Here is a 17,299-nt window from a genome sequence, read left to right as displayed (position 1 = left end):
TGATGAGTCATGCGTCACTAATCCGTAAGGTGAAAGCAAGCATGTATTCACCTAAGGTATTTATGGTCAATCAGCCTAATCGTTTAGATGATTCTACTCACACAGCTCAAGATGAACTTCTTGATCAAGAAATAGAGGTTGCAGATAGTGATCGTCCTGTTTCTCGGTCTGAACTGAGCGATCGCAACATTGGCGCGGGTGAGCGAGTGAATCGCACGACCAAAACCAGAGCGACAGGTAGCGTTCCAACTGCTGGCGATATTGATGCAAATGCCTATCAGGCTCAAGTCGTCGGTGAGGAAGCTGTTGGCGGCACGACACCTACACCGGATCAAGACAGCACCGAAGCACTGGCTGAAGCAGCTGGGATTGAAGTCCGCGATCGCAAACCGATCCAAACCCGCGATGACCTAGAGCGCCGCGACCAAAACCGCTGGCAACTCGATCCTGACTCTGCTGCTGACCATTGAAACAATTGATAAGAATCTAAATACTAAAAGCGGGTTAGCATTGCCAACCCGCTTTTAGTATTTGGGTGCTTTAACTTATCTGATGAACTTGTGCTCCAGCGTTCTCAACACGCTGAGGGTAAACCAAGCAAGTAGTGTACCGACGAGTACCATGCGTGAAAGTCCGCAACCAGCGGCCAGCCCAAGTGCAGAAGAAACCCAAATTCCCGCTGCAGTGGTCACGCCTCGCACTGAAGGTTTATCTTTGTGCTCGTTATACCAAATGATGCCGCCGCCAATGAATCCCACTCCGGCTACTAATCCTTGAATTACCCGCACAAAATCACCTGGATTATTTTGTGCAATCCCCAGTTGAATGGGGACAAGGACAAAAAACGCAGTGCCCAGACTAACTAACATATAGGTTCTTAGACCAGCCGGTTTATCATGGGATTCTCGGTTATAGCCCAATAGCGCACCAACAGCTAATGCCATGACCAGACGACCAATCAAATGCCAAAGACCAACCGGGTTTATTAAATCAAGATTGTTCAACGGATCAATACCAGTTCGATCAGTAGGGCGACATATCTAGTCAGTGCCGAAGATTGAGTGCTGAGTACTGGATTTTAGGTTTTAGGTACTGAGGCAGGGGATTAGATACTTAGTCTTTGCAGCCTTTATAGCCCTCTCTATACTCTATACTCGTTACTCCTCACCTTTCAGCGCTGAGAATAATGTGTAGCCCTCACGTCTTGCACCAAAAACCAGAAGGGTTATTTTGCCGCTGCATCGCGGCGGCAAAATAACTTCTTCGGGTTCTCAAAGTGCAAGATGCAAGATGTGAGTAGCTCCAATTTTGAGAAATAAGATAGCTTTCACCCAAATAGTCACATAAGAATACTTTGAAAGCTTCCCTATAGCACTAAACCCGAGGCAGATATTTTGCTGCCGCCGGACAGTAGCAAAATACCCACCTCGGGTTTTCGTTTGGCAAAGTTAAAGCTGTATGAAACGCTATTTGCCTTTGCGATCGCGTTCTTGACGACGGCGATCGCGCCATTCGGCAGCCGTCAGATAAGCGGCCCCGCCCGTGACGGTTACGAGCAGTCCTAGCGCTATCACAACGAGAACACTGTACGCAGTTGTTTCAAAGCCCATATTGCTAATCGAAACTAAAAGCCATTTCGTGCCCAGACAACGAGAGAGATGGAAAAGGTGAACATTACCAACAGTGAAATCCAGCCAAGAGTCAAAATGTCCATATTTATACGGGTTCTATACGAGTTGCAATTCAGGATGAATACAACCCTTATGATAAAGGACGCGTGCCCCAATTTGTTCTAACTTGTCATTTATAGCGATAGCCATATTCGCTAGGACATTGTGGTGGCGCAACGTCGCCACCACATGTCTGTGTCCCAACTTAGCTTGCTACAGCTATGCATTTTGCTCTAACCGTAAAGCGGTAATTGATTAGCAATACGCCAAGCGCGAAATTATACTTTGTCTTTTGGCATTGGGCGCATGGCGTGAATCCGCTGAACATGGGGATAATAATCACGTTGGAAAGCGGTCTTTAGTGCTTGGGAGGGGGGAAGCAGATGCTGAGTAACGGGTTTGGAACGGGTAACTGGAACAGACGAGCTGCGTCGCTGCGGCATCTGAATGCGATTTCGCTCAACGGCTAGTAAAAGAGATTTATGGGGCGGCACTAGCGGCTGATAGACATGAGCAGGCTGATACTGATACAGCATCATTTGTGAGGCTAGCTCTTGGCGCTTACGCTGTTGGGCAGCTAGTAACAGCGGCAGGCTGTTTGCGATCGCACCCATCAAAATGCCGCTCACCAATAGCCCAGTACCAAACAAAAACAGCGTGAGCGAGGGCTTCACCATCCAAGCCTGAGCGGTTAAAGCTGACAGCGCCAGAATAACAATACTGCCGCTAAACAACAGAATCGCGCTGGAAAAACAGAAGCGCCCCGCTTTTACTCCCCAGTAAATCCGTTTGGCAAACCGCAGTTCATACTTCAGCCGACCCACGTAGAATCGCGGTATATGCGGCTGCTGGAGCGCTTGTCGATAGCGGTGATACGTTTGCCGAATTCGGGCTAGATGACTCGGACGGGTGTAGACCAGCCCCAGCCACAACAAGGCGCAGGCCACAATCATCAGGGCAGAATTCAGCATGAGTTGGATAACTTGAGACATTTGGTAGGTATCCATTGAGATTCCGCCCTCAATAAATTAAGTTCAATTGTACTATGAATAAACAGAGATTGAACTTAATTTGGGCACAGATGTACGAGTTGGCTCGTTGATCCTGTAGTTGATCCTGTAGGTTGGGTTGACGAAGGAAACCCAACATCAATAGGTGGTTTGTTTATTTTGTAAGTTAATTGCAAATTCGGAAGATTCAACAAACCTCTACCTGTTGGGTTTCGCATTGCTCAACCCAACCTACAACTACGAAGAGCCAGTAAAGCGGACGCCAAATTCTACCTCAGATATTTGCAGGTTTGTTTAAAAGCCGATTAATTTCTGTTTGCAGTTGCGATCGCAGATGTTGCGCCTGTTGATAGGCAGCCCGCCGCATCAGCGATTGGGCAACTTTCACATCTGGATCAGCAGCTTGAGGTGCAGCATCCGTTGAGCAGCATTGTACTGACTGGACAAAATATTGCAACCGACTTTTCGCGGCCCAAACGCCCATCGACGGAAAGAGCAGAAACAGGGGCATCAGAGGCGAAATGGGCAAAAACGGCATATTCAGCAGTCGCTGTACGGACTTAAGGTTATACGCAACTGGATGTAACGTTTCATTACCCACGCAGGTAATCGGCAAAATAGGAATATCGTAGCGCTGGCTCAGTTCAACAAAGCTGGGGTGAAACGTTTGCAGTTGATAGCGCTGTCGCCAGCCTTTTTGTGGCCCCCGCAGTCCCTCCGGCGCGTAGAGCAAAATCATCCGATCTGCGATCGCAGCTTCAAAATCATCCGCTTCGGCTCGAATACCGCCCAACACCTGCGACCAACTAGGCGGCAACCACCAGATCACCCACGGATGTTCAAATAGGGACACTCCCGCCAAGGGATGCAGCGCCCAGTTTTGCTCGCGCCCCAGCAAATAGGCCAAGCTCATAAAATCCCAGGGAAAGCACATACCTGCGTGATTCATGGCGATAATTAGCGGCCCTTGAGCAGGTAAATTTTTGACCTGATGCAGCTCGGCTTGAAAGTAGCGCTGCACGATGGGAGCCAGCACTTCATCCCGAAAGGCGGTTTGGTAAACCGGATCAAATTCTGGTTTGACCTGTAACTTTGGCAACCGACAGCCCAACCGCAGCCAGCGAATCAGAACCGCCACGTAAAACCCCAGTGGAATCAGAAACAGCGCGTATTCAAACCAGCGCCAGCCATCTGGATCGTCATGATAGTGCTGCCAGTGGCGATTAAAGAAAATCAGCCAAGCGGGTGGATACCAGAGGCAAAATCGATCAAACCAGCCGAAGGGATAGGAACCAGTCTGCTGAGAAGGCTGAGATGCGATCTGACTAGTCATAGACGGGGCAATTTTAAGTCGCGTTCCTCTCTAGTGTGGCGCACAATGTTGGGAACGTTGTTGGCAACGTTGTTGGCAACGTTACTTGTAGCCCGTTAGCCAAGAAAAGACCGAGTGATGCCGGGACTCGATAAATTGATACGTCGGTAACTGCAAAAACTGGCAAATGGCATGTGCGATCGCACTTACAGATGCTCGTGAATAAACACCATACAGAGAAAGACGGATTGTTTGATGGTTGAAACGCTCTAACTCTAATCGGTAGGTGTAAATGCCGTTACGGCGATTCCGCTGTTGCCGAACCAGCACACCCGAAATCTCTCGGAGGGGAAATTGAACAGTTTGACGACCAATCAGCCGCAGCGTCTGTTTCGTGACCTGCCCTCGCTGTCTATCAAAGGTCGTAATCTCGATGCCACCTGTAGCGTACAGTGCAATCAACGAGCCGATGAATAAGAATCCGCTGAATAACAATTTTTCCGACTGCGTTTCACCATCCGGAAAAAAGCTCAGAGCTATCATCAGAGCGCAAAGCCCCCAAATTAGCACTGGGCGATGCACAACTTTGAGCTGAGAAGACGATTGCTCAACGATTCTCATGGTGACAAAACGGTGTGCAGGAACAGAATAATATCTGTTCCTAGTGTGCCCGTCTGCCCAAGGAATTCATAACCAACCGCTCAGACGCTAATCGTCGCTGTCCTGAGACGGAATAGAATCAAAAATGTGACCTTCCAGTTCCATGCGCTGCTCCATGCGGCGCAGGAAGTAGCCCGTCATCATGGCTGAGGCCAAGAGGCCAGCCAAATTATCGCGATCGGTAGTGACATGAACGTTGAATGCCTCTGACGGCAACATGCCCACTAAGCCTTGAACATTTTGAGACACAATCTGCTTAATATCTGGACTGACAGATTGAGCAACCCGAGTCAGCACTTCGGGCGGTTGATTTTGCAGATACTTTAGCAGCGGATTTCCCTGATCGTCGTCGTGCTCGTCACTATTGAAAAAATCTGAATTGTCAGGGCGAAAGACCATAAAGATTCTTAAACCTGCTTACTGTACATTTTACCCATTGTGGCATGTCGCCTTTGATTCATATTGTAACAAGTCATATTTAACCCTAACTTGTACTGAAGGTCGGAATTTTCCCGTCATCTAAAGGCTGAGCCAGATTTTGGCACTAATGTTTAAGATTCCCCAAAAGATCAGGAAGACGTACCGTAGGGCTGTGGCAGCTTTTCGATTTCGAAATACTGGTGAAACTTGTCCGTCACCTGGAGCGAATAAGTGCGCTGCTTGGACAGTCGCCGCTTCTGCACAAAACCAAGACTGACCAGCTCATGAACGTGCTGATACGCCCCTGAACCTCTCAGGTCTACCAAATCCGTTTGGCTGAGCGGCCCCCGCAGTGCGATCGCAGCTAGCGTCCGCAGCGCCCCCACGCCCAGATCCAGCGGAATTAGATAATGAACCAGATACTGAAACGCTTCTCGTAGCTGTAGCGCGTAGCCCTCTGAGGTTTCGACAATTTCTAATGCGCTGTCGCGGTGGGCGTAGTCGGTCATCAGTTCAATCAGCGCCTCTTCTATATCATCGCGATCGCACTGAGCATACTCTGCAATCCTGGCAATCGTCAGTGGCCGCCCTTTGAGATACAGAATCGCTTCGACGATGTTGGTCAGCGATGGCGGCACATCTGTCAGTTGAGGGGCAATTCGGGGAACATGTGCAAGCTCCTGCTCATCTTCTAGTTCATCTTCATCCGCTTCCCAAGCTGGCTGAACCTGCTCATCCTGTATATCAGCATCCTCGGCTGATGGCTCCGATGAACGAGACGCGGCTTGAGTGCGGACGGGTTCTGAATCGTAATCTTCCATAACTCACAGAAATTGGCCGTTCTAAAGTATAGATCAGCCCTTTCTTGTTCCATGCCTCAACGGATAATTTGGAAGAGCAATTTGAATCAAAAATCAGAAGCAGCGTACCGAGTGTAACTGCGATTGCACCGGGGCAGTGACAGTTATCTAAGTTCGAGCTAAGTTTGATCGCTATACGTTACAAGTAGTTAACTAAGTAACGGGTCAGTAGCTGAGCGAACTCACTCAAATTCTTTCCAGACTAGATTTTATATTTGCCGTATCGTTGAATATGCTTAGGCTGCAAAACGCTTTAACAGCCAGATCTTCACACGGTGATTACGGATATAGAACCTAACTTAAAGTATCAACAATAACCAAATTCAGAGCTTTCACTGTTTGGTTTTCCTGCTCATATTGCCAATCCTAGATGTAGAGATATTTTCCCTTGGCTGTTTGTTTAGTCAACAAACGGGCTGTTCATTCACCTATTAACTAGGAAAAGAATTATGAAACGGAGTTCCATTTGCGCCGCTGTTTTTACTGGCGCTGCAACGATAGCAACAATGGGTTTGTCAATTGGTGCTGCTGAGGCTGCTAGCTTAAGCTCAACTCAGTACTACAGCCAGCTCGGCAGCAAGAGCGGTTTGAGCTACGAAACCTGGAACTTAATCAACGACGGAATCAATGGCGAAGGACAAGCGCTGAACAACGGTCAGCTCGTACAACTCGATACCTCTAAGTTGACCTGGCAAGCTGGCGTTAAAGACGTTGAAGTCTTCTTCATCAACGAGGGCGCTGGCTATCACAACAAGTTCTACTACTCCACCGAAGGCCGCAACGATCTGCAAACCATCTGGGAAGATGCCTCTTCCGAGTACAGCATCCTCGCCAATGGTGGGCCTCTCTCCCTGGGTGAGCGCCACGTGCTGGGCGATTTTGACGGCAATACTCGGCTGGACTTCTTCTTGCGCAATCCTCAAGGCGATCTCTTCGGTGCGATCGCAGAAGACAATATCGACAAACTGGTACACCTAACGACTTATCAAGCTGGCGACCTGCTCGTTCTGGCTTATGAGGACATCACAGGCGGTGGCGATCGCGACTACAACGATGTTGTCATCGCTGTTCGTGGTTTGGTTGATACATCCACTGCTGATGTACCCGAACCGGCCAGCACAGCTTCACTGGTTGGACTGGGTGTTGTCGGTACCTTGCTAGCTCGCCGTAAGCGTCAAGCCGATCAGGACGCGTAAGTCTAAACTTTAATTTGCAGCCATAGTTGGGTAGCTAAGCCCTCCTAGATTAGGCATATTTCTTAGAGCATATTTTCTATAAAGTGCTCCAGCAAATTTAGGATCAAACCTCTCAAATTAATACCAAGCTAAGGCCAGCGTTTCTTTAATAGCGCTGGCCTTTTATCGTTAGCACCGTACGTTTGTATTACAGGTTCGCAGGCAATTGTTTATATCGCATCCTGTGATTTCAATTACTTCCGAACTTGATGGAGATCACAACTGATCCCAAAACTCATCACGGTTATTTCGCCTAAGATTCGAAACAATAAGAAATACCCACGCCACGTCATTGCTGTAAAAGTTTCATGATGCCTAAGCCCTGCCAAAAACCCCTCCGCCCTAACCCGTTCACGACCCATCGTGATCCTAAAACGGGTAAATGGTACGTAATTGCTCAACTCGGTTGACCCAAGCACGGCTTTGAGAGAAGATGATAAGCTTTTGCCATGACAGAACTGCCCCCACTCGATGGATTAAGCCCCGCCGAAAAAGATGCCCTGATTCAAGGGCTGTGGCAGGAGCTGCAACGGTTGCGAGCAGAAGTCGAACAACTGAAGCAAAAGCGGGTAAAGAAAACGTCGCGCAATTCGAGTTTGCCTCCCTCCAAGGGCTTCAAACCCAATCAGAGCCGCTGTGAACCCATGGCTAGTCCATCGGAAGAAACGGGAAGCCACCGTGACGGTGGGCGAGAATTAAGTCAACAGCCCAATCAAGTGGTGGTGGCACAAGCCAAGAGCTGTCCCCACTGTGGAGCTGAGGTTGACCGTTCGGCGCAGCGCTTGAGCGGGATTTACGAGCGGATTGAATTGCCTCAGCTCACCCCTGACATCACGCGGGTGGAACGCTATGGCGGGGTGTGTCCGTGTTGTCAAAAGACGTATGAGGCTCCCGTTCCAGTTGGGTTGGAACCCGGTTCTCCCTTTGGCACGAGTGTGGCAAGTCTAGTCACCTATCTGCGCTACCGTCATGCCATCAGCTATCAGCGGCTGAGCCAGTTGATGAGCGACCTCTGGGGTCTGAGCTTGTCGGAAGGAGCCATTGCCAATCTACTGAAACGAGTGCAGGCTCAACTTCAATCCCCGGTGGCCCAGATTGTGGAGCGCTTACGCAGTGCTCGTCTAGTCGGCAGTGATGAGACGGGGGCACGGGTAAATGGAGTCAACCAGTGGGAGTGGGTGTTTCAAAACGAGCAGGTCTGTTTGCATGTGATTCGTCCGAGCCGAGGAAAAGCTGTCATTGACGAGGTGATGGACGGTCATCGGCCTCAGGTGTGGGTCTCGGATTTGTTCAGTGCTCAGACAGCCCATCCGGCAAACGAGTGGCAAGTGTGTTTGGCCCATCAACTGCGTGATTGTCAGTATGCCATCGATGCTGGCGATGACCTATTTGCTCCTCGGATGAAACGGCTGTTGCTCAAAGCCATTGCTCTGCAACGACGACGACACACTCTGGCGGCCTCGACCGTCGAGCAGTATGGCGCTCGATTTCGCGGTTCACTGCGGGAGATTTTGAATCTCAACCCTCAATCGCTTGAGGGGCAGCGGTTGCTCAAACGTTATCGAAAGATTCGTTCTCATCTGTTGCTGTTTTTGACCGATGAGACCATCCCGCCGACCAATAATGCGAGTGAGCAAGCGTTGCGCTGGAGTGTGGTCTTTCGCAAGGTGACTAACGGATTTCGATCCGACTGGGGAGCCGAGTTGTTCGCTCAGGTGCGATCTCTGATCAATACTGCACAACGTCAGGGCATGTCTGCCTTTGATGCCATTTCTCGTGCCCTTACCTCTCAGCAGTCCGATTGGCTACTGGGTTGAGCAATTACAATGGTACGTCATCTTTCCTCAATCCAACTACCCTAAGCAAGAAAAGAGTGCTTAAGGGACATTGCGCGATCGCAGAATTCTGAGTCGAGTTCTCGTGTAAGAGTGTAAGATACCTGCGATATGTGGCTCCCTTTCTAGAGCTGCCAATACCCGATGTTGCAGGATCCAACGTTACTCAAAGAAACGGCTCTCTTTCCCTTCATTGCACCTGCATTCCATCAGTGCTATGTTTCACGCATCAGCCTCTGAAACTATTTTCATGAAAGTAATAAACCCCAACAGGGTTGAAAAGTAGAGTTTTCCCTCAGGGAAAACTCTACTTTTCAACCTGGATTTGGTTTAGGACAGAAGTAGGACAGAAGTAGCAAGACGCTTCGCTCGCTTGCATGAAGCCACCAATTGTTCGATGGCATGATGAGCTCTGATACTTTGCCAGTGATATGGTGCGATCGCAAATTATTGCTGCAAACGAGATGGTTTGAGTGGTGGCTATTTTGCATCTCGCGCCACGAGGTGCAAAATAGCCAAGATCCTGACTAACCTTCCGGCTGCGATGTTACTGGCACAATGAGCGGAACAATTTTACCGGGAACTACGATCTAGGTTTTGTTAACATCTAGTGGCGTGTTGACGGTTCATCTTCCTCAAACACTAGAATCAAGACGAACTAGTGCAGATTATTTGTAGGCCTCATGCTGTCTTCCCCGGCCCAAATTGAATTGTTTAGGTGTTCGCGGCGACATCACCAAGAGCATCCTTATCTCTGGCTGTGGCTGGCGTCTGGATCGGTTTTGGCTCATCTTGCGCTAATCGTTGTGCTGCGCCCTTGGATGATACAGACTGCGATCGCACCTGTTCCCCAATCTGAGTCGGATATTGCCGCTATTCAGCTGATAGATGCCGCTTCGTTGCCAGCGGATTCATCAACTGCATCCAGCCAAGCAGCACCAGCAGCAGAAACTGGGGACGAAAAAGTTGCGATCGCGAAATCCGTTCCGTCTACAACCACACCTCAAACAGTTATTCTGCCGGAGCAACCTGCCAAGCCAACTCCAACTCCATCTGCGATCGCCAAACCAAGTCCGACACAAATACAAGAGCGTCCGATTACGGCTCCTGCGCCACCGCCTGTCCTGTCACCCTTTCCCAAAGCACCTGAACCCGATTCTGAACTCAACCCCAACAGTCCTTTACCCAGCCAAGGGCAACCTGTTCCGGCAGCCCCTACAGCGCCTATTTCTCCGACGCCGACGCCCTCCCCTGCCGCATCCCCCCTGCCACCGACAACACCACCAGCCACATCCTTACCCGTATCAACTCCAGAGGCAGTGTCGCCGGACGAAGATTTAACGAGCGAAGACACCAGCGGGCTGGATGAGCCGAGTCCATCAGCATCTCCATTACCCTCCCTCTCACCATCAATTCCCACGCCCTCAACGCCGATTCAACCCGCGCCAGATCCTGCGCCATCTCAGCCTGAGCGCCTACCAGATGTCCCAACGACCTACGACACGTCCCAAGGTTTCAACACTGCGCCAGAACTGCCCTTAAATTCAATCCCCGTACAACCTGAAGCTGCGCCTAGTGAAGTGGTCGCTAGCATTAGCAGCACTCCCACGCCAATTACCGATACATCGCGAGATATTCTCGATACCTATGCCGCGCCTATTCAATCTCAAAACACCTTTCTGTTAAGTGATGTTGAGTCTTCTTGCACCCTAAGCGATCCGGCAGCTTGGCAAGTGATGGGACGATCTGTTTCTGCCCAGGTAGTTGTTGATATTTCTGGCCAAGCCGAAATTATTTCTGGTACCCAGCAAGGCACTGGTAATGCAGATTATGATCAGTTTGCCCTTTGCCTCGTAGAACAGCACTGGCAGTTCGCACCTGCTACAATGGCCGGTCAACCTGTACCATCTGATAATTTGAGGATTGAAGTAACGCTCAGTCGCACTTAGCTCAGTTGCACTTAACATCGCAGGACAGGCTATGTGGAAAAACTTGCTGAGCAAGGGTTTCACACAATAAATCGGGTTCCTATACGCTGCCTTGAGATGAATATTATTTCGGATGAATTACCTTGTTTAGAGTAAACTGTGCTAATCTAGCTTAAGTCAAACGCCTTGCGGGCGTAGTTTAGTGGTAAAACCTCAGCCTTCCAAGCTGATGATGCGGGTTCGATTCCCGCCGCCCGCTTTTTAAGCCCACTTAAAAAATATCGGTTTATTTCAAATCAAGTAACCCGTCCTCTTTGAGCTTGGGGTTGAAGCGAAGATCCATTTTGACTCCTCTAGTCTGAAGCTTTTCCAAAACTTTGGCTTCTACGCGACGGGCTGTTTGCTTAAGGAACTTGATTTTTCCCAGGTCGTCGAGCTGTTCAAATTGGGCTTTGTCAGTTGCGGTAAGCGTTTGTTTGGCATCAATAGGCTGATTCCACAAATGTGCGATCGCATCATTGCCATCCGGTAGTTCACCATTTTCCTCTATCCAAGCCGATTGAATTTCTTCGAGTGCTGTGCGGCTAGGGCGTTCAATGCAGCACACCTTAATCCAGTAGCAAGCATCAGGCTGGCGCACAAGATGCTGCTTTAGGCTGAGATAGACATTGCGGGAATAGCCGATATACCGGAGCGTTTTTGCCTCATCAAAGATGGCATAAACTCCCACTTTGCGATCAAAGTCAGTCGGAATCTGGCCATCTTGTAGATAAGGAATAAATTCGAGTTCGCTCAGCACTGGAATAGTCGTTGGAGAAGTCATAGAAGTCGAAACAGAGCCGGTTGAGAGCAATAGGGTTAACACAATTACCTCATCAGCCTACCGAGAACCGTAAGCTCTGTCAGGGCGTAGCTACAAACAGATGCATTAGTTCACAAACTGAATTGTGACGCCACTTCTACATGAAAGCTCTGGTATGAAACACAACCGCCACTACTTTTGCTACTGCCGAACGGCAAAAAATGCGCCTTCTGCTTTGGGGGACAGGTTGTGAGTGATGTTACAGTAAGCAATATTATGCAATACCGATAGTTTGAATCGCGAAAAGGACTGCAACTCATGCTGGAATCGTTGAAAAAGACCCTGAGCATCGTGATTAGTTTGCTGCTGCTAACGTTTATTGTCGCGAATTTAATCCGCTTAGTGATTTTTGGCTTGCAGTCTGCACAGATTATTTAGAGTCATATAGTGATTCCAGTTAGGAGTGAGAAAACGAGAGAGGAGAGTGCCTCAGGATGAGGCACTCTCCTCTCTCGTTCTTATCTAGAACCGCTATAATACGCTGATAGTAGTGCCTTTAGGAATTTTGATGCTTGCTAGAGATTAACGACCACTGACTGCGGTGTCTCAATCGATTGATTGGGCTGATTCCAGACTTGACCATCCAGCGCCATTTCTTCAATTAAGCTAGCTAGCCGCAGTGCTTTCAGAGCCTGCTCACCACCAACGGAGGGCTGAACGCCGCCGCGTACACAGTTCACAAAGTGCTCTAGTTCGGCGTGAAGGGGTTCAATATTGCTGGTGTAGACCTTTTCGATCAGGCCGTCTTGGCGATAGAGGACTTGGCCGTAGTCTGTCCGATAATTGGCTGTTGTTTGCCGATTGATCAAAATTTCGTTGTTGAGAAAATCTGCTTCCGTCAGTGAATTTTTGCAGTGGGCGGCAATGCTGCGAATTTTGCGGTGGGTGACTTTGCTGGCGGTTAGCGTCGCGACGATGCCGTTGGCAAAACCCAACGTGGCTGTCACGTAGTCTAAATAGCCAGAATCTGAGGCCCGACTGCCGCTGGCCGTGAGCCGCACAACAGGACTGCCTGCCAATTCCAGCAGCAGGTCAATATCGTGAATCATCAAATCCAGCACAACCGAGACATCATTAGCTCGCTGAGAGTAGGGACTCATGCGGTGTGCTTCTAGGGCCAGCAGCTCCTCGGTCTTTAGCACTTTGCTGAGTTCCTGAAAGGCGGGGTTAAAGCGCTCAATGTGACCGACTTGGAGGATGCACTGAGACTCAGCCGCGAGATTGACTAGCGATTCGGCCTCGGCAATGCTGGCGGCAATGGGCTTCTCAATCAAAACATGCTTGCCCGCTTGCAGACAGGTCATGCCGACGGAGTGATGCAAACGAGTCGGAACCGCAATACACACCGCATCGACATGCTCCAGCAGATCGTGGTAATCCTCAAAGAAGCGAACTCGGTATTTGCTAGCCGTATCCAAGCCCCGTTCGACGTTGATATCCGAAACCCCAATCAGTTCAACATCTTTGAGCAAACTCAAGACGCGAGTATGGTGCTGGCCCATATTGCCCACCCCAATCACGCCAATGCGGATGGGTTCTGGTGAATTGCGATAGGTCTGAGTCTCTGAGGCAGACATACTTGCACTCCTAGTTGCGTCTTGTGATGACTAATTCGGTAGGGACAGTAAGTAGTGAAATATACTTATACTGGACGGCAAATCCAACCAGATAGTATCACAACAGTTAGATATATAAAGAATCTCAAAGAATCTTCGACCTGAGCTGAACAGGTTGTTACTCAGGCTTATGAGTAAGCTGATTTGGATTTGAGCGCGATCGCACTTAGCCCGCCAGCCTATCCACCCCGATCTATTGAGTATTGTGAAGGACGATCTGCTTGTCGAACTCGTTCGTGTGGCACTTCAACAGCCGTCTACTGGGCTGAGTTCGCTGGGCTTAAGCCCAAAAAATATCCCACCAAGTACAGAGAGCCACACAGTACCGTTAGATGTTGATCGGCATTAGGAGTTTCAATTGCGGCGTCCAAGGCAGATTGTAAATCCGCATAGGTTTGGCAACAGGCCAAGGTAGGACAAATTGAGTTAGCCAGTTCTGCCAGATGTGCGGGATCAGCCGACTGGTGATCAGGTACGGGAACCAGGTACAGCCGATCACCGGATTGCAGCCACTCTTTGAGCATGTCTGCGTGATCTTTGGTGTCTAAAATTCCGACAACCCAGGTTACCGACCGGGCGGCATGGCGCTTGCGATCGCACTTCACATACTGTCCCAAAACCTTGGCAGCGGCGGGATTGTGGGCACCGTCTACCAAAATTGGCTGGTTGCGCCAGTGGGCAATCTGGAGTCGTCCTGGCCAGTGAGCTTGGGCCATGCCCTGTTCAATGGCGTGAGTTGGAATTTGCCATCCCTGTAGCTGCAGCAGTTGTAGAGCCGCAACTGAGATCGCAGAATTGGTGCGCTGATGTTCACCCAGGAGCGACAGCGAATACTGGACGGGTGGGCAGGAGGCTAACGATATGTGATGGGTTTTAGCTCGATCGGGTACATATTGCAGCAGTCCTGGCTCAATTTCCTCAGCAGGCTCGATCCAAACGTTTGGGCAATTCAGCTCAGCCAACCGCCGTTCCACCACCTGCTTGGCTTCATCCGGTAACGGGCCAATCACGGCTGGACGGCTCGATTTCAAAATTCCGGCTTTTTCCCGCGCAATGTCCGCCAGGGTTGGCCCCAGTCGCTGCCAGTGTTCACGGCTGAGCGAGGTGATCACGCTGACCAAAGGGCGATCGCAAACGTTGGTCGCGTCCAGTCGTCCCCCCAGTCCCACTTCGATCACCGCAATATCCACCTGCATCTCGGCAAAGTAGAGCCAAGCGGCGGCTGTAAAGACCTCGAACTGCGTCGGCGTCGGTTGGTCTGGATCAATAGCGGCTTCAACTTGGAGGAGATGCGATCGCAACTGGTCGGTTAAAATTGGCTGTTCATTCAGACAAATACGCTCATTCCAGTTGATCAAATGCGGCGATGTGTAGCGACCAACGCGATAGCCCGCTTGAGTTAAGACCGATGACAAGTAGGCACAAACGGAACCTTTTCCATTGGTTCCCGCCACATGCACAATCGGCACCTGGTGGTGCGGATTGCCCAAATCGGCCAAAAGCCGTTCAATCCGCTCTAAGCCCAGGTGAACTCCAAAGCGGCCATACTGCTGAAGTATTTCGGCAGGCGTTAACGGAACCGACTGAGCCGAATCAGACAGCGGACTAGTCATAGTAGTAGATTGCTATCCTTGACTATTCTTAAACTGCAACTCGTTAATCAGGACCATCGCGCGCGGCTCAAACCCTTCCGTATATTCAATCGGATAGTGGCTCAAGATGTAAAAGCCCTGTCCTTCGTGCTCCCCAATCAAGATTTCCCCAGCACTATTTTCATCTGCGTCACTGCTCAGATAGTGAATATATTCTCGCGCCCAAGGCCACACCACGACATCTGTGCGATCGGTGATCTGCCAGCTTTGGCTCGCCAGCAAGCCTTCCTCTCCCAGAATCTGTTCCTGCAGTGCTTCTACAGTTGTAGGACGTTTAGGTAAGACCATGCGAATATAGGCATTTTCATTGAGCGTACCGCCAAAATTGGCATAGTGTGTGACAACCGTGACTTGGTCGGTTTCTTGAATATCCGTGACAAATTCATCAATGGGCACATAGGTCGAGTAGGGCAATTCTGGCTCGGTAAACAGCTTCAGCGTCAGTTCAGTTGGCTGCCCCTCAATCTCAATTTGCTCCGATGAAAACTCAGGTCGCTGTGGAGCTGAATTATCGCCTGAATTATTGTCTGAATTTTCTGAGCCATCACCTGCATCACTAGAGGATGGCTCCTCCGAATTATCCTCTCCAGTATCTGTACTTGAATCCGATTCGGTCGGTGATGTTGGCAATGCTGAATCAGTGGCTGAATCTCCCGAATTTCGATCCTGTATCCAACCATCACAAGCTGTTAAGCTTACCAAACTAATTGTTAAACCCAGTGATACCAACCTGGCCATGCGTTCCCTTTTCATTCCTCGTACCCCAGTTTGGAGCCGTGTTCTATGCTGTAACTCTGTACAACAAGAATCCATCCCGGCTGCAATCGTTCCCGATACTGACAAATAAAATCATGGTGTTGGCTCACGTCTTGCACAAAACTCAGGAACTTATTCGGCTGCCTGATTGCAGCGACGAAATACCGATACCGGATGCTAGTTTGGCAATGTGCAAACTGTATGAAACACAACTTTACATGAGAGCATTTGTTCAGATCATGATTATGACAGACGCCATGATCGTTTGGGGCGCTTGCGGTCTGGACTCTTGTATCTTTTGTATCTTTCGATGTAGGACTCGTTATGACTAAACCGACTCAAGCCCATCTACCTAAAACCGTCAGTGCTAACCAGTCTGAGTTTTTTAAGCAGCGCACTAAAACTCAGATGGAATACTACATGCGGGCAAAATTGGTTGAGGTGGGTGTTGATCCCAATGTTGCGATTTACCGCTGGAAGGTTGAACCCAAGGGCAGCCAAGAAGTATGGACTTATAGCGCTTATTGGGATGATTCCAAAGACAAACTGCTGCAAGAAGAAGCGAAGGATACCTTTGAAGCTGAATCTTGATGTGCTGACTACGCTATCTTCATGAACATCTCTGCCCACAGGAGTTAGCATCATCAGTCTAGATATCCATACACTAAAGCTTCATATCAGTTTTAATTCTATTGGCGCACTAGTTCAGAGCACGCAGTGAAACTTGGATGAAAGCTGATTGCATTTTGGCAAATCACGTTTAGACCAAGCATGGCAGTTTAAGCCTGATTCATAACAATAGATGCAAAAGGAGAAGAATATGGGTCTTTTTGATCAAGTCGTTAGTGCTTTAAATAATCCAAATCAACAAGCAAACCCAGGCCAGTTGAGTGGCATCTTGGACACAGTGCAGCAGGTGATGAATGGACAAGGCATGGATGCTGCAACGTCTCAGACCTTGCTTTCAGTGGTGGGCAAGCATGTGCGTTCGGCCTTACAGGAAAAGCGCACCACTCAGGGGGCCAGTCAAGTAGAAGATTTGGTGAATCAATACAGCGGCACTGGAGCCAATCCATCAGCAGTCCCATCGATCTTTAATCCTGAACAAGAGCAGCGGACGGTAGAAGATTCCGCACGGGCTACCGGCTTAAATGCTCAAACCATTCAGTCTTTGCTGCCGATGTTGATTCCGATCGTGCTCCAGTTCTTGCAGTCTGGTTCAGCCAAACAGCCCAGTGCCCGAGGAACTGGTGGCTCAAATTCAGTGCTAAATGCCTTCTTAGACTCCGATCGGGATGGCGATGTGGATATGGGCGATGCGCTCTCCGTTGCAGGTCAATTTCTGCGATCGCAACGCTAAATTCTCGCTCAATATTTCGCTCAATTGTTGATTGGTTGCTAAACGCCTGAAAGGGTTATGTTGCTGCATGTCGCACTAACATGACCCTTCTTGATTAGGAAATACAGCATTGTAGCTTTACGT

General features: G+C 49.5%; 18 protein-coding genes and 1 tRNA gene. 8 read left to right on the top strand and 11 right to left on the bottom strand.

Annotated features, from left to right (window positions below; translation table 11 throughout):
* Nucleotides 1-41: 41 nt before the first annotated feature.
* A complete protein-coding gene (locus tag AC286M_RS28395) occupies nt 42-470 on the top strand; it encodes a DUF6335 family protein (RefSeq protein WP_488207579.1) in 429 nt (142 codons plus the stop codon).
* A gap of 75 nt (nt 471-545) precedes the next feature.
* On the opposite strand, the gene AC286M_RS28390 is transcribed toward AC286M_RS28395, so the two are convergent.
* Nucleotides 546-1,004 carry an MgtC/SapB family protein gene (locus AC286M_RS28390; RefSeq protein ID WP_488207578.1) on the bottom strand — a complete coding sequence of 153 codons (459 nt, stop codon included), beginning with the start codon at nt 1,002-1,004 and terminating at the stop codon, nt 546-548.
* Nucleotides 1,005-1,439: 435 nt separating this feature from the next.
* Between AC286M_RS28390 and AC286M_RS28385 the strand changes: the two genes are divergently transcribed.
* Complete coding sequence (locus AC286M_RS28385; RefSeq protein WP_488207577.1) at nt 1,440-1,565, top strand: hypothetical protein; 126 nt, start codon at nt 1,440-1,442, stop codon at nt 1,563-1,565.
* Nucleotides 1,566-1,624: 59 nt separating this feature from the next.
* On the opposite strand, the gene petN is transcribed toward AC286M_RS28385, so the two are convergent.
* From petN to scpB, 6 genes are all read right to left on the bottom strand, one after another.
* The gene (petN, locus tag AC286M_RS28380) at nt 1,625-1,714 is read right to left on the bottom strand and encodes a cytochrome b6-f complex subunit PetN (protein WP_488207576.1); all 90 of its coding nucleotides are present in this window, start codon (nt 1,712-1,714) and stop codon (nt 1,625-1,627) included.
* Between the two features lie 234 nt (nt 1,715-1,948).
* Nucleotides 1,949-2,677, bottom strand: coding sequence for a hypothetical protein (locus AC286M_RS28375; RefSeq protein ID WP_488207575.1), 729 nt, complete (start codon nt 2,675-2,677; stop codon nt 1,949-1,951).
* 277 nt (nt 2,678-2,954) lie between these two features.
* Nucleotides 2,955-4,013 carry a 1-acyl-sn-glycerol-3-phosphate acyltransferase gene (locus AC286M_RS28370; protein WP_488207574.1) on the bottom strand — a complete coding sequence of 353 codons (1,059 nt, stop codon included), beginning with the start codon at nt 4,011-4,013 and terminating at the stop codon, nt 2,955-2,957.
* Between the two features lie 81 nt (nt 4,014-4,094).
* A complete protein-coding gene (locus AC286M_RS28365) occupies nt 4,095-4,613 on the bottom strand; it encodes a hypothetical protein (RefSeq protein ID WP_488207573.1) in 519 nt (172 codons plus the stop codon).
* A gap of 87 nt (nt 4,614-4,700) precedes the next feature.
* Nucleotides 4,701-5,051 (bottom strand): DUF760 domain-containing protein, encoded by a 351-nt coding sequence (locus AC286M_RS28360; protein ID WP_488207572.1) that lies wholly within the window; start codon nt 5,049-5,051, stop codon nt 4,701-4,703.
* 170 nt (nt 5,052-5,221) lie between these two features.
* The gene (gene scpB, locus AC286M_RS28355; protein ID WP_488207571.1) at nt 5,222-5,893 is read right to left on the bottom strand and encodes an SMC-Scp complex subunit ScpB; all 672 of its coding nucleotides are present in this window, start codon (nt 5,891-5,893) and stop codon (nt 5,222-5,224) included.
* A 488-nt stretch (nt 5,894-6,381) separates the two neighbouring features.
* Here scpB and AC286M_RS28350 point away from each other — a divergent pair, with 488 nt between their 5' ends.
* From AC286M_RS28350 to AC286M_RS28335, 4 genes are all read left to right on the top strand, one after another.
* A complete protein-coding gene (locus AC286M_RS28350) occupies nt 6,382-7,128 on the top strand; it encodes a DUF4114 domain-containing protein (RefSeq protein WP_488207570.1) in 747 nt (248 codons plus the stop codon).
* A gap of 488 nt (nt 7,129-7,616) precedes the next feature.
* On the top strand, nt 7,617-8,984 hold the full coding sequence (gene tnpC, locus AC286M_RS28345; protein WP_488202877.1) for an IS66 family transposase: 1,368 nt from the start codon (nt 7,617-7,619) through the stop codon (nt 8,982-8,984).
* 701 nt (nt 8,985-9,685) lie between these two features.
* A complete protein-coding gene (locus AC286M_RS28340) occupies nt 9,686-10,951 on the top strand; it encodes an energy transducer TonB (RefSeq protein ID WP_488207569.1) in 1,266 nt (421 codons plus the stop codon).
* A gap of 167 nt (nt 10,952-11,118) precedes the next feature.
* Nucleotides 11,119-11,189: transfer RNA gene (locus AC286M_RS28335), tRNA-Gly, on the top strand.
* A gap of 27 nt (nt 11,190-11,216) precedes the next feature.
* On the opposite strand, the gene AC286M_RS28330 is transcribed toward AC286M_RS28335, so the two are convergent.
* The 4 genes from AC286M_RS28330 to AC286M_RS28315 form a co-directional block, all read right to left on the bottom strand.
* Nucleotides 11,217-11,753 carry a GIY-YIG nuclease family protein gene (locus tag AC286M_RS28330; RefSeq protein WP_488207568.1) on the bottom strand — a complete coding sequence of 179 codons (537 nt, stop codon included), beginning with the start codon at nt 11,751-11,753 and terminating at the stop codon, nt 11,217-11,219.
* 554 nt (nt 11,754-12,307) lie between these two features.
* On the bottom strand, nt 12,308-13,369 hold the full coding sequence (locus AC286M_RS28325; RefSeq protein ID WP_488207567.1) for a Gfo/Idh/MocA family oxidoreductase: 1,062 nt from the start codon (nt 13,367-13,369) through the stop codon (nt 12,308-12,310).
* Nucleotides 13,370-13,665: 296 nt separating this feature from the next.
* Nucleotides 13,666-15,021: a bifunctional folylpolyglutamate synthase/dihydrofolate synthase gene (locus AC286M_RS28320; RefSeq protein ID WP_488207566.1), complete on the bottom strand. Its 1,356-nt coding sequence runs from the start codon at nt 15,019-15,021 to the stop codon at nt 13,666-13,668.
* Nucleotides 15,022-15,033: 12 nt separating this feature from the next.
* A complete protein-coding gene (locus AC286M_RS28315) occupies nt 15,034-15,690 on the bottom strand; it encodes a hypothetical protein (RefSeq protein ID WP_488207565.1) in 657 nt (218 codons plus the stop codon).
* Between the two features lie 450 nt (nt 15,691-16,140).
* Between AC286M_RS28315 and AC286M_RS28310 the strand changes: the two genes are divergently transcribed.
* Together AC286M_RS28310 and AC286M_RS28305 are read left to right on the top strand one after the other, a co-directional pair.
* A complete protein-coding gene (locus AC286M_RS28310; RefSeq protein WP_488207564.1) occupies nt 16,141-16,407 on the top strand; it encodes a hypothetical protein in 267 nt (88 codons plus the stop codon).
* Between the two features lie 229 nt (nt 16,408-16,636).
* On the top strand, nt 16,637-17,176 hold the full coding sequence (locus AC286M_RS28305) for a hypothetical protein (protein WP_488207563.1): 540 nt from the start codon (nt 16,637-16,639) through the stop codon (nt 17,174-17,176).
* Nucleotides 17,177-17,299: the final 123 nt, after the last annotated feature.

The organism is Thainema salinarum CENA647, from assembly GCF_057732415.1.
Note: the sequence above shows the minus strand (reverse complement) of the source record. Positions and strands in the feature narration are given on the sequence as shown.

Bases quoted from the DNA above. Each gene is read 5' to 3' on its own strand.
- petN (WP_488207576.1), bottom strand. From the start codon at position 1,714: ATGGACATTTTGACTCTTGGCTGGATTTCACTGTTGGTAATGTTCACC.
- AC286M_RS28305 (WP_488207563.1), top strand. From the start codon at position 16,637: ATGGGTCTTTTTGATCAAGTCGTTAGTGCTTTAAATAATCCAAATCAA.
- AC286M_RS28395 (WP_488207579.1), top strand. From the start codon at position 42: ATGTATTCACCTAAGGTATTTATGGTCAATCAGCCTAATCGTTTAGAT.
- AC286M_RS28320 (WP_488207566.1), bottom strand. From the start codon at position 15,021: ATGACTAGTCCGCTGTCTGATTCGGCTCAGTCGGTTCCGTTAACGCCT.
- AC286M_RS28310 (WP_488207564.1), top strand. From the start codon at position 16,141: ATGACTAAACCGACTCAAGCCCATCTACCTAAAACCGTCAGTGCTAAC.
- AC286M_RS28350 (WP_488207570.1), top strand. From the start codon at position 6,382: ATGAAACGGAGTTCCATTTGCGCCGCTGTTTTTACTGGCGCTGCAACG.
- AC286M_RS28370 (WP_488207574.1), bottom strand. From the start codon at position 4,013: ATGACTAGTCAGATCGCATCTCAGCCTTCTCAGCAGACTGGTTCCTAT.
- tnpC (WP_488202877.1), top strand. From the start codon at position 7,617: ATGACAGAACTGCCCCCACTCGATGGATTAAGCCCCGCCGAAAAAGAT.
- scpB (WP_488207571.1), bottom strand. From the start codon at position 5,893: ATGGAAGATTACGATTCAGAACCCGTCCGCACTCAAGCCGCGTCTCGT.
- AC286M_RS28340 (WP_488207569.1), top strand. From the start codon at position 9,686: ATGCTGTCTTCCCCGGCCCAAATTGAATTGTTTAGGTGTTCGCGGCGA.
- AC286M_RS28365 (WP_488207573.1), bottom strand. From the start codon at position 4,613: ATGAGAATCGTTGAGCAATCGTCTTCTCAGCTCAAAGTTGTGCATCGC.
- AC286M_RS28330 (WP_488207568.1), bottom strand. From the start codon at position 11,753: ATGACTTCTCCAACGACTATTCCAGTGCTGAGCGAACTCGAATTTATT.
- AC286M_RS28360 (WP_488207572.1), bottom strand. From the start codon at position 5,051: ATGGTCTTTCGCCCTGACAATTCAGATTTTTTCAATAGTGACGAGCAC.
- AC286M_RS28325 (WP_488207567.1), bottom strand. From the start codon at position 13,369: ATGTCTGCCTCAGAGACTCAGACCTATCGCAATTCACCAGAACCCATC.
- AC286M_RS28375 (WP_488207575.1), bottom strand. From the start codon at position 2,677: ATGGATACCTACCAAATGTCTCAAGTTATCCAACTCATGCTGAATTCT.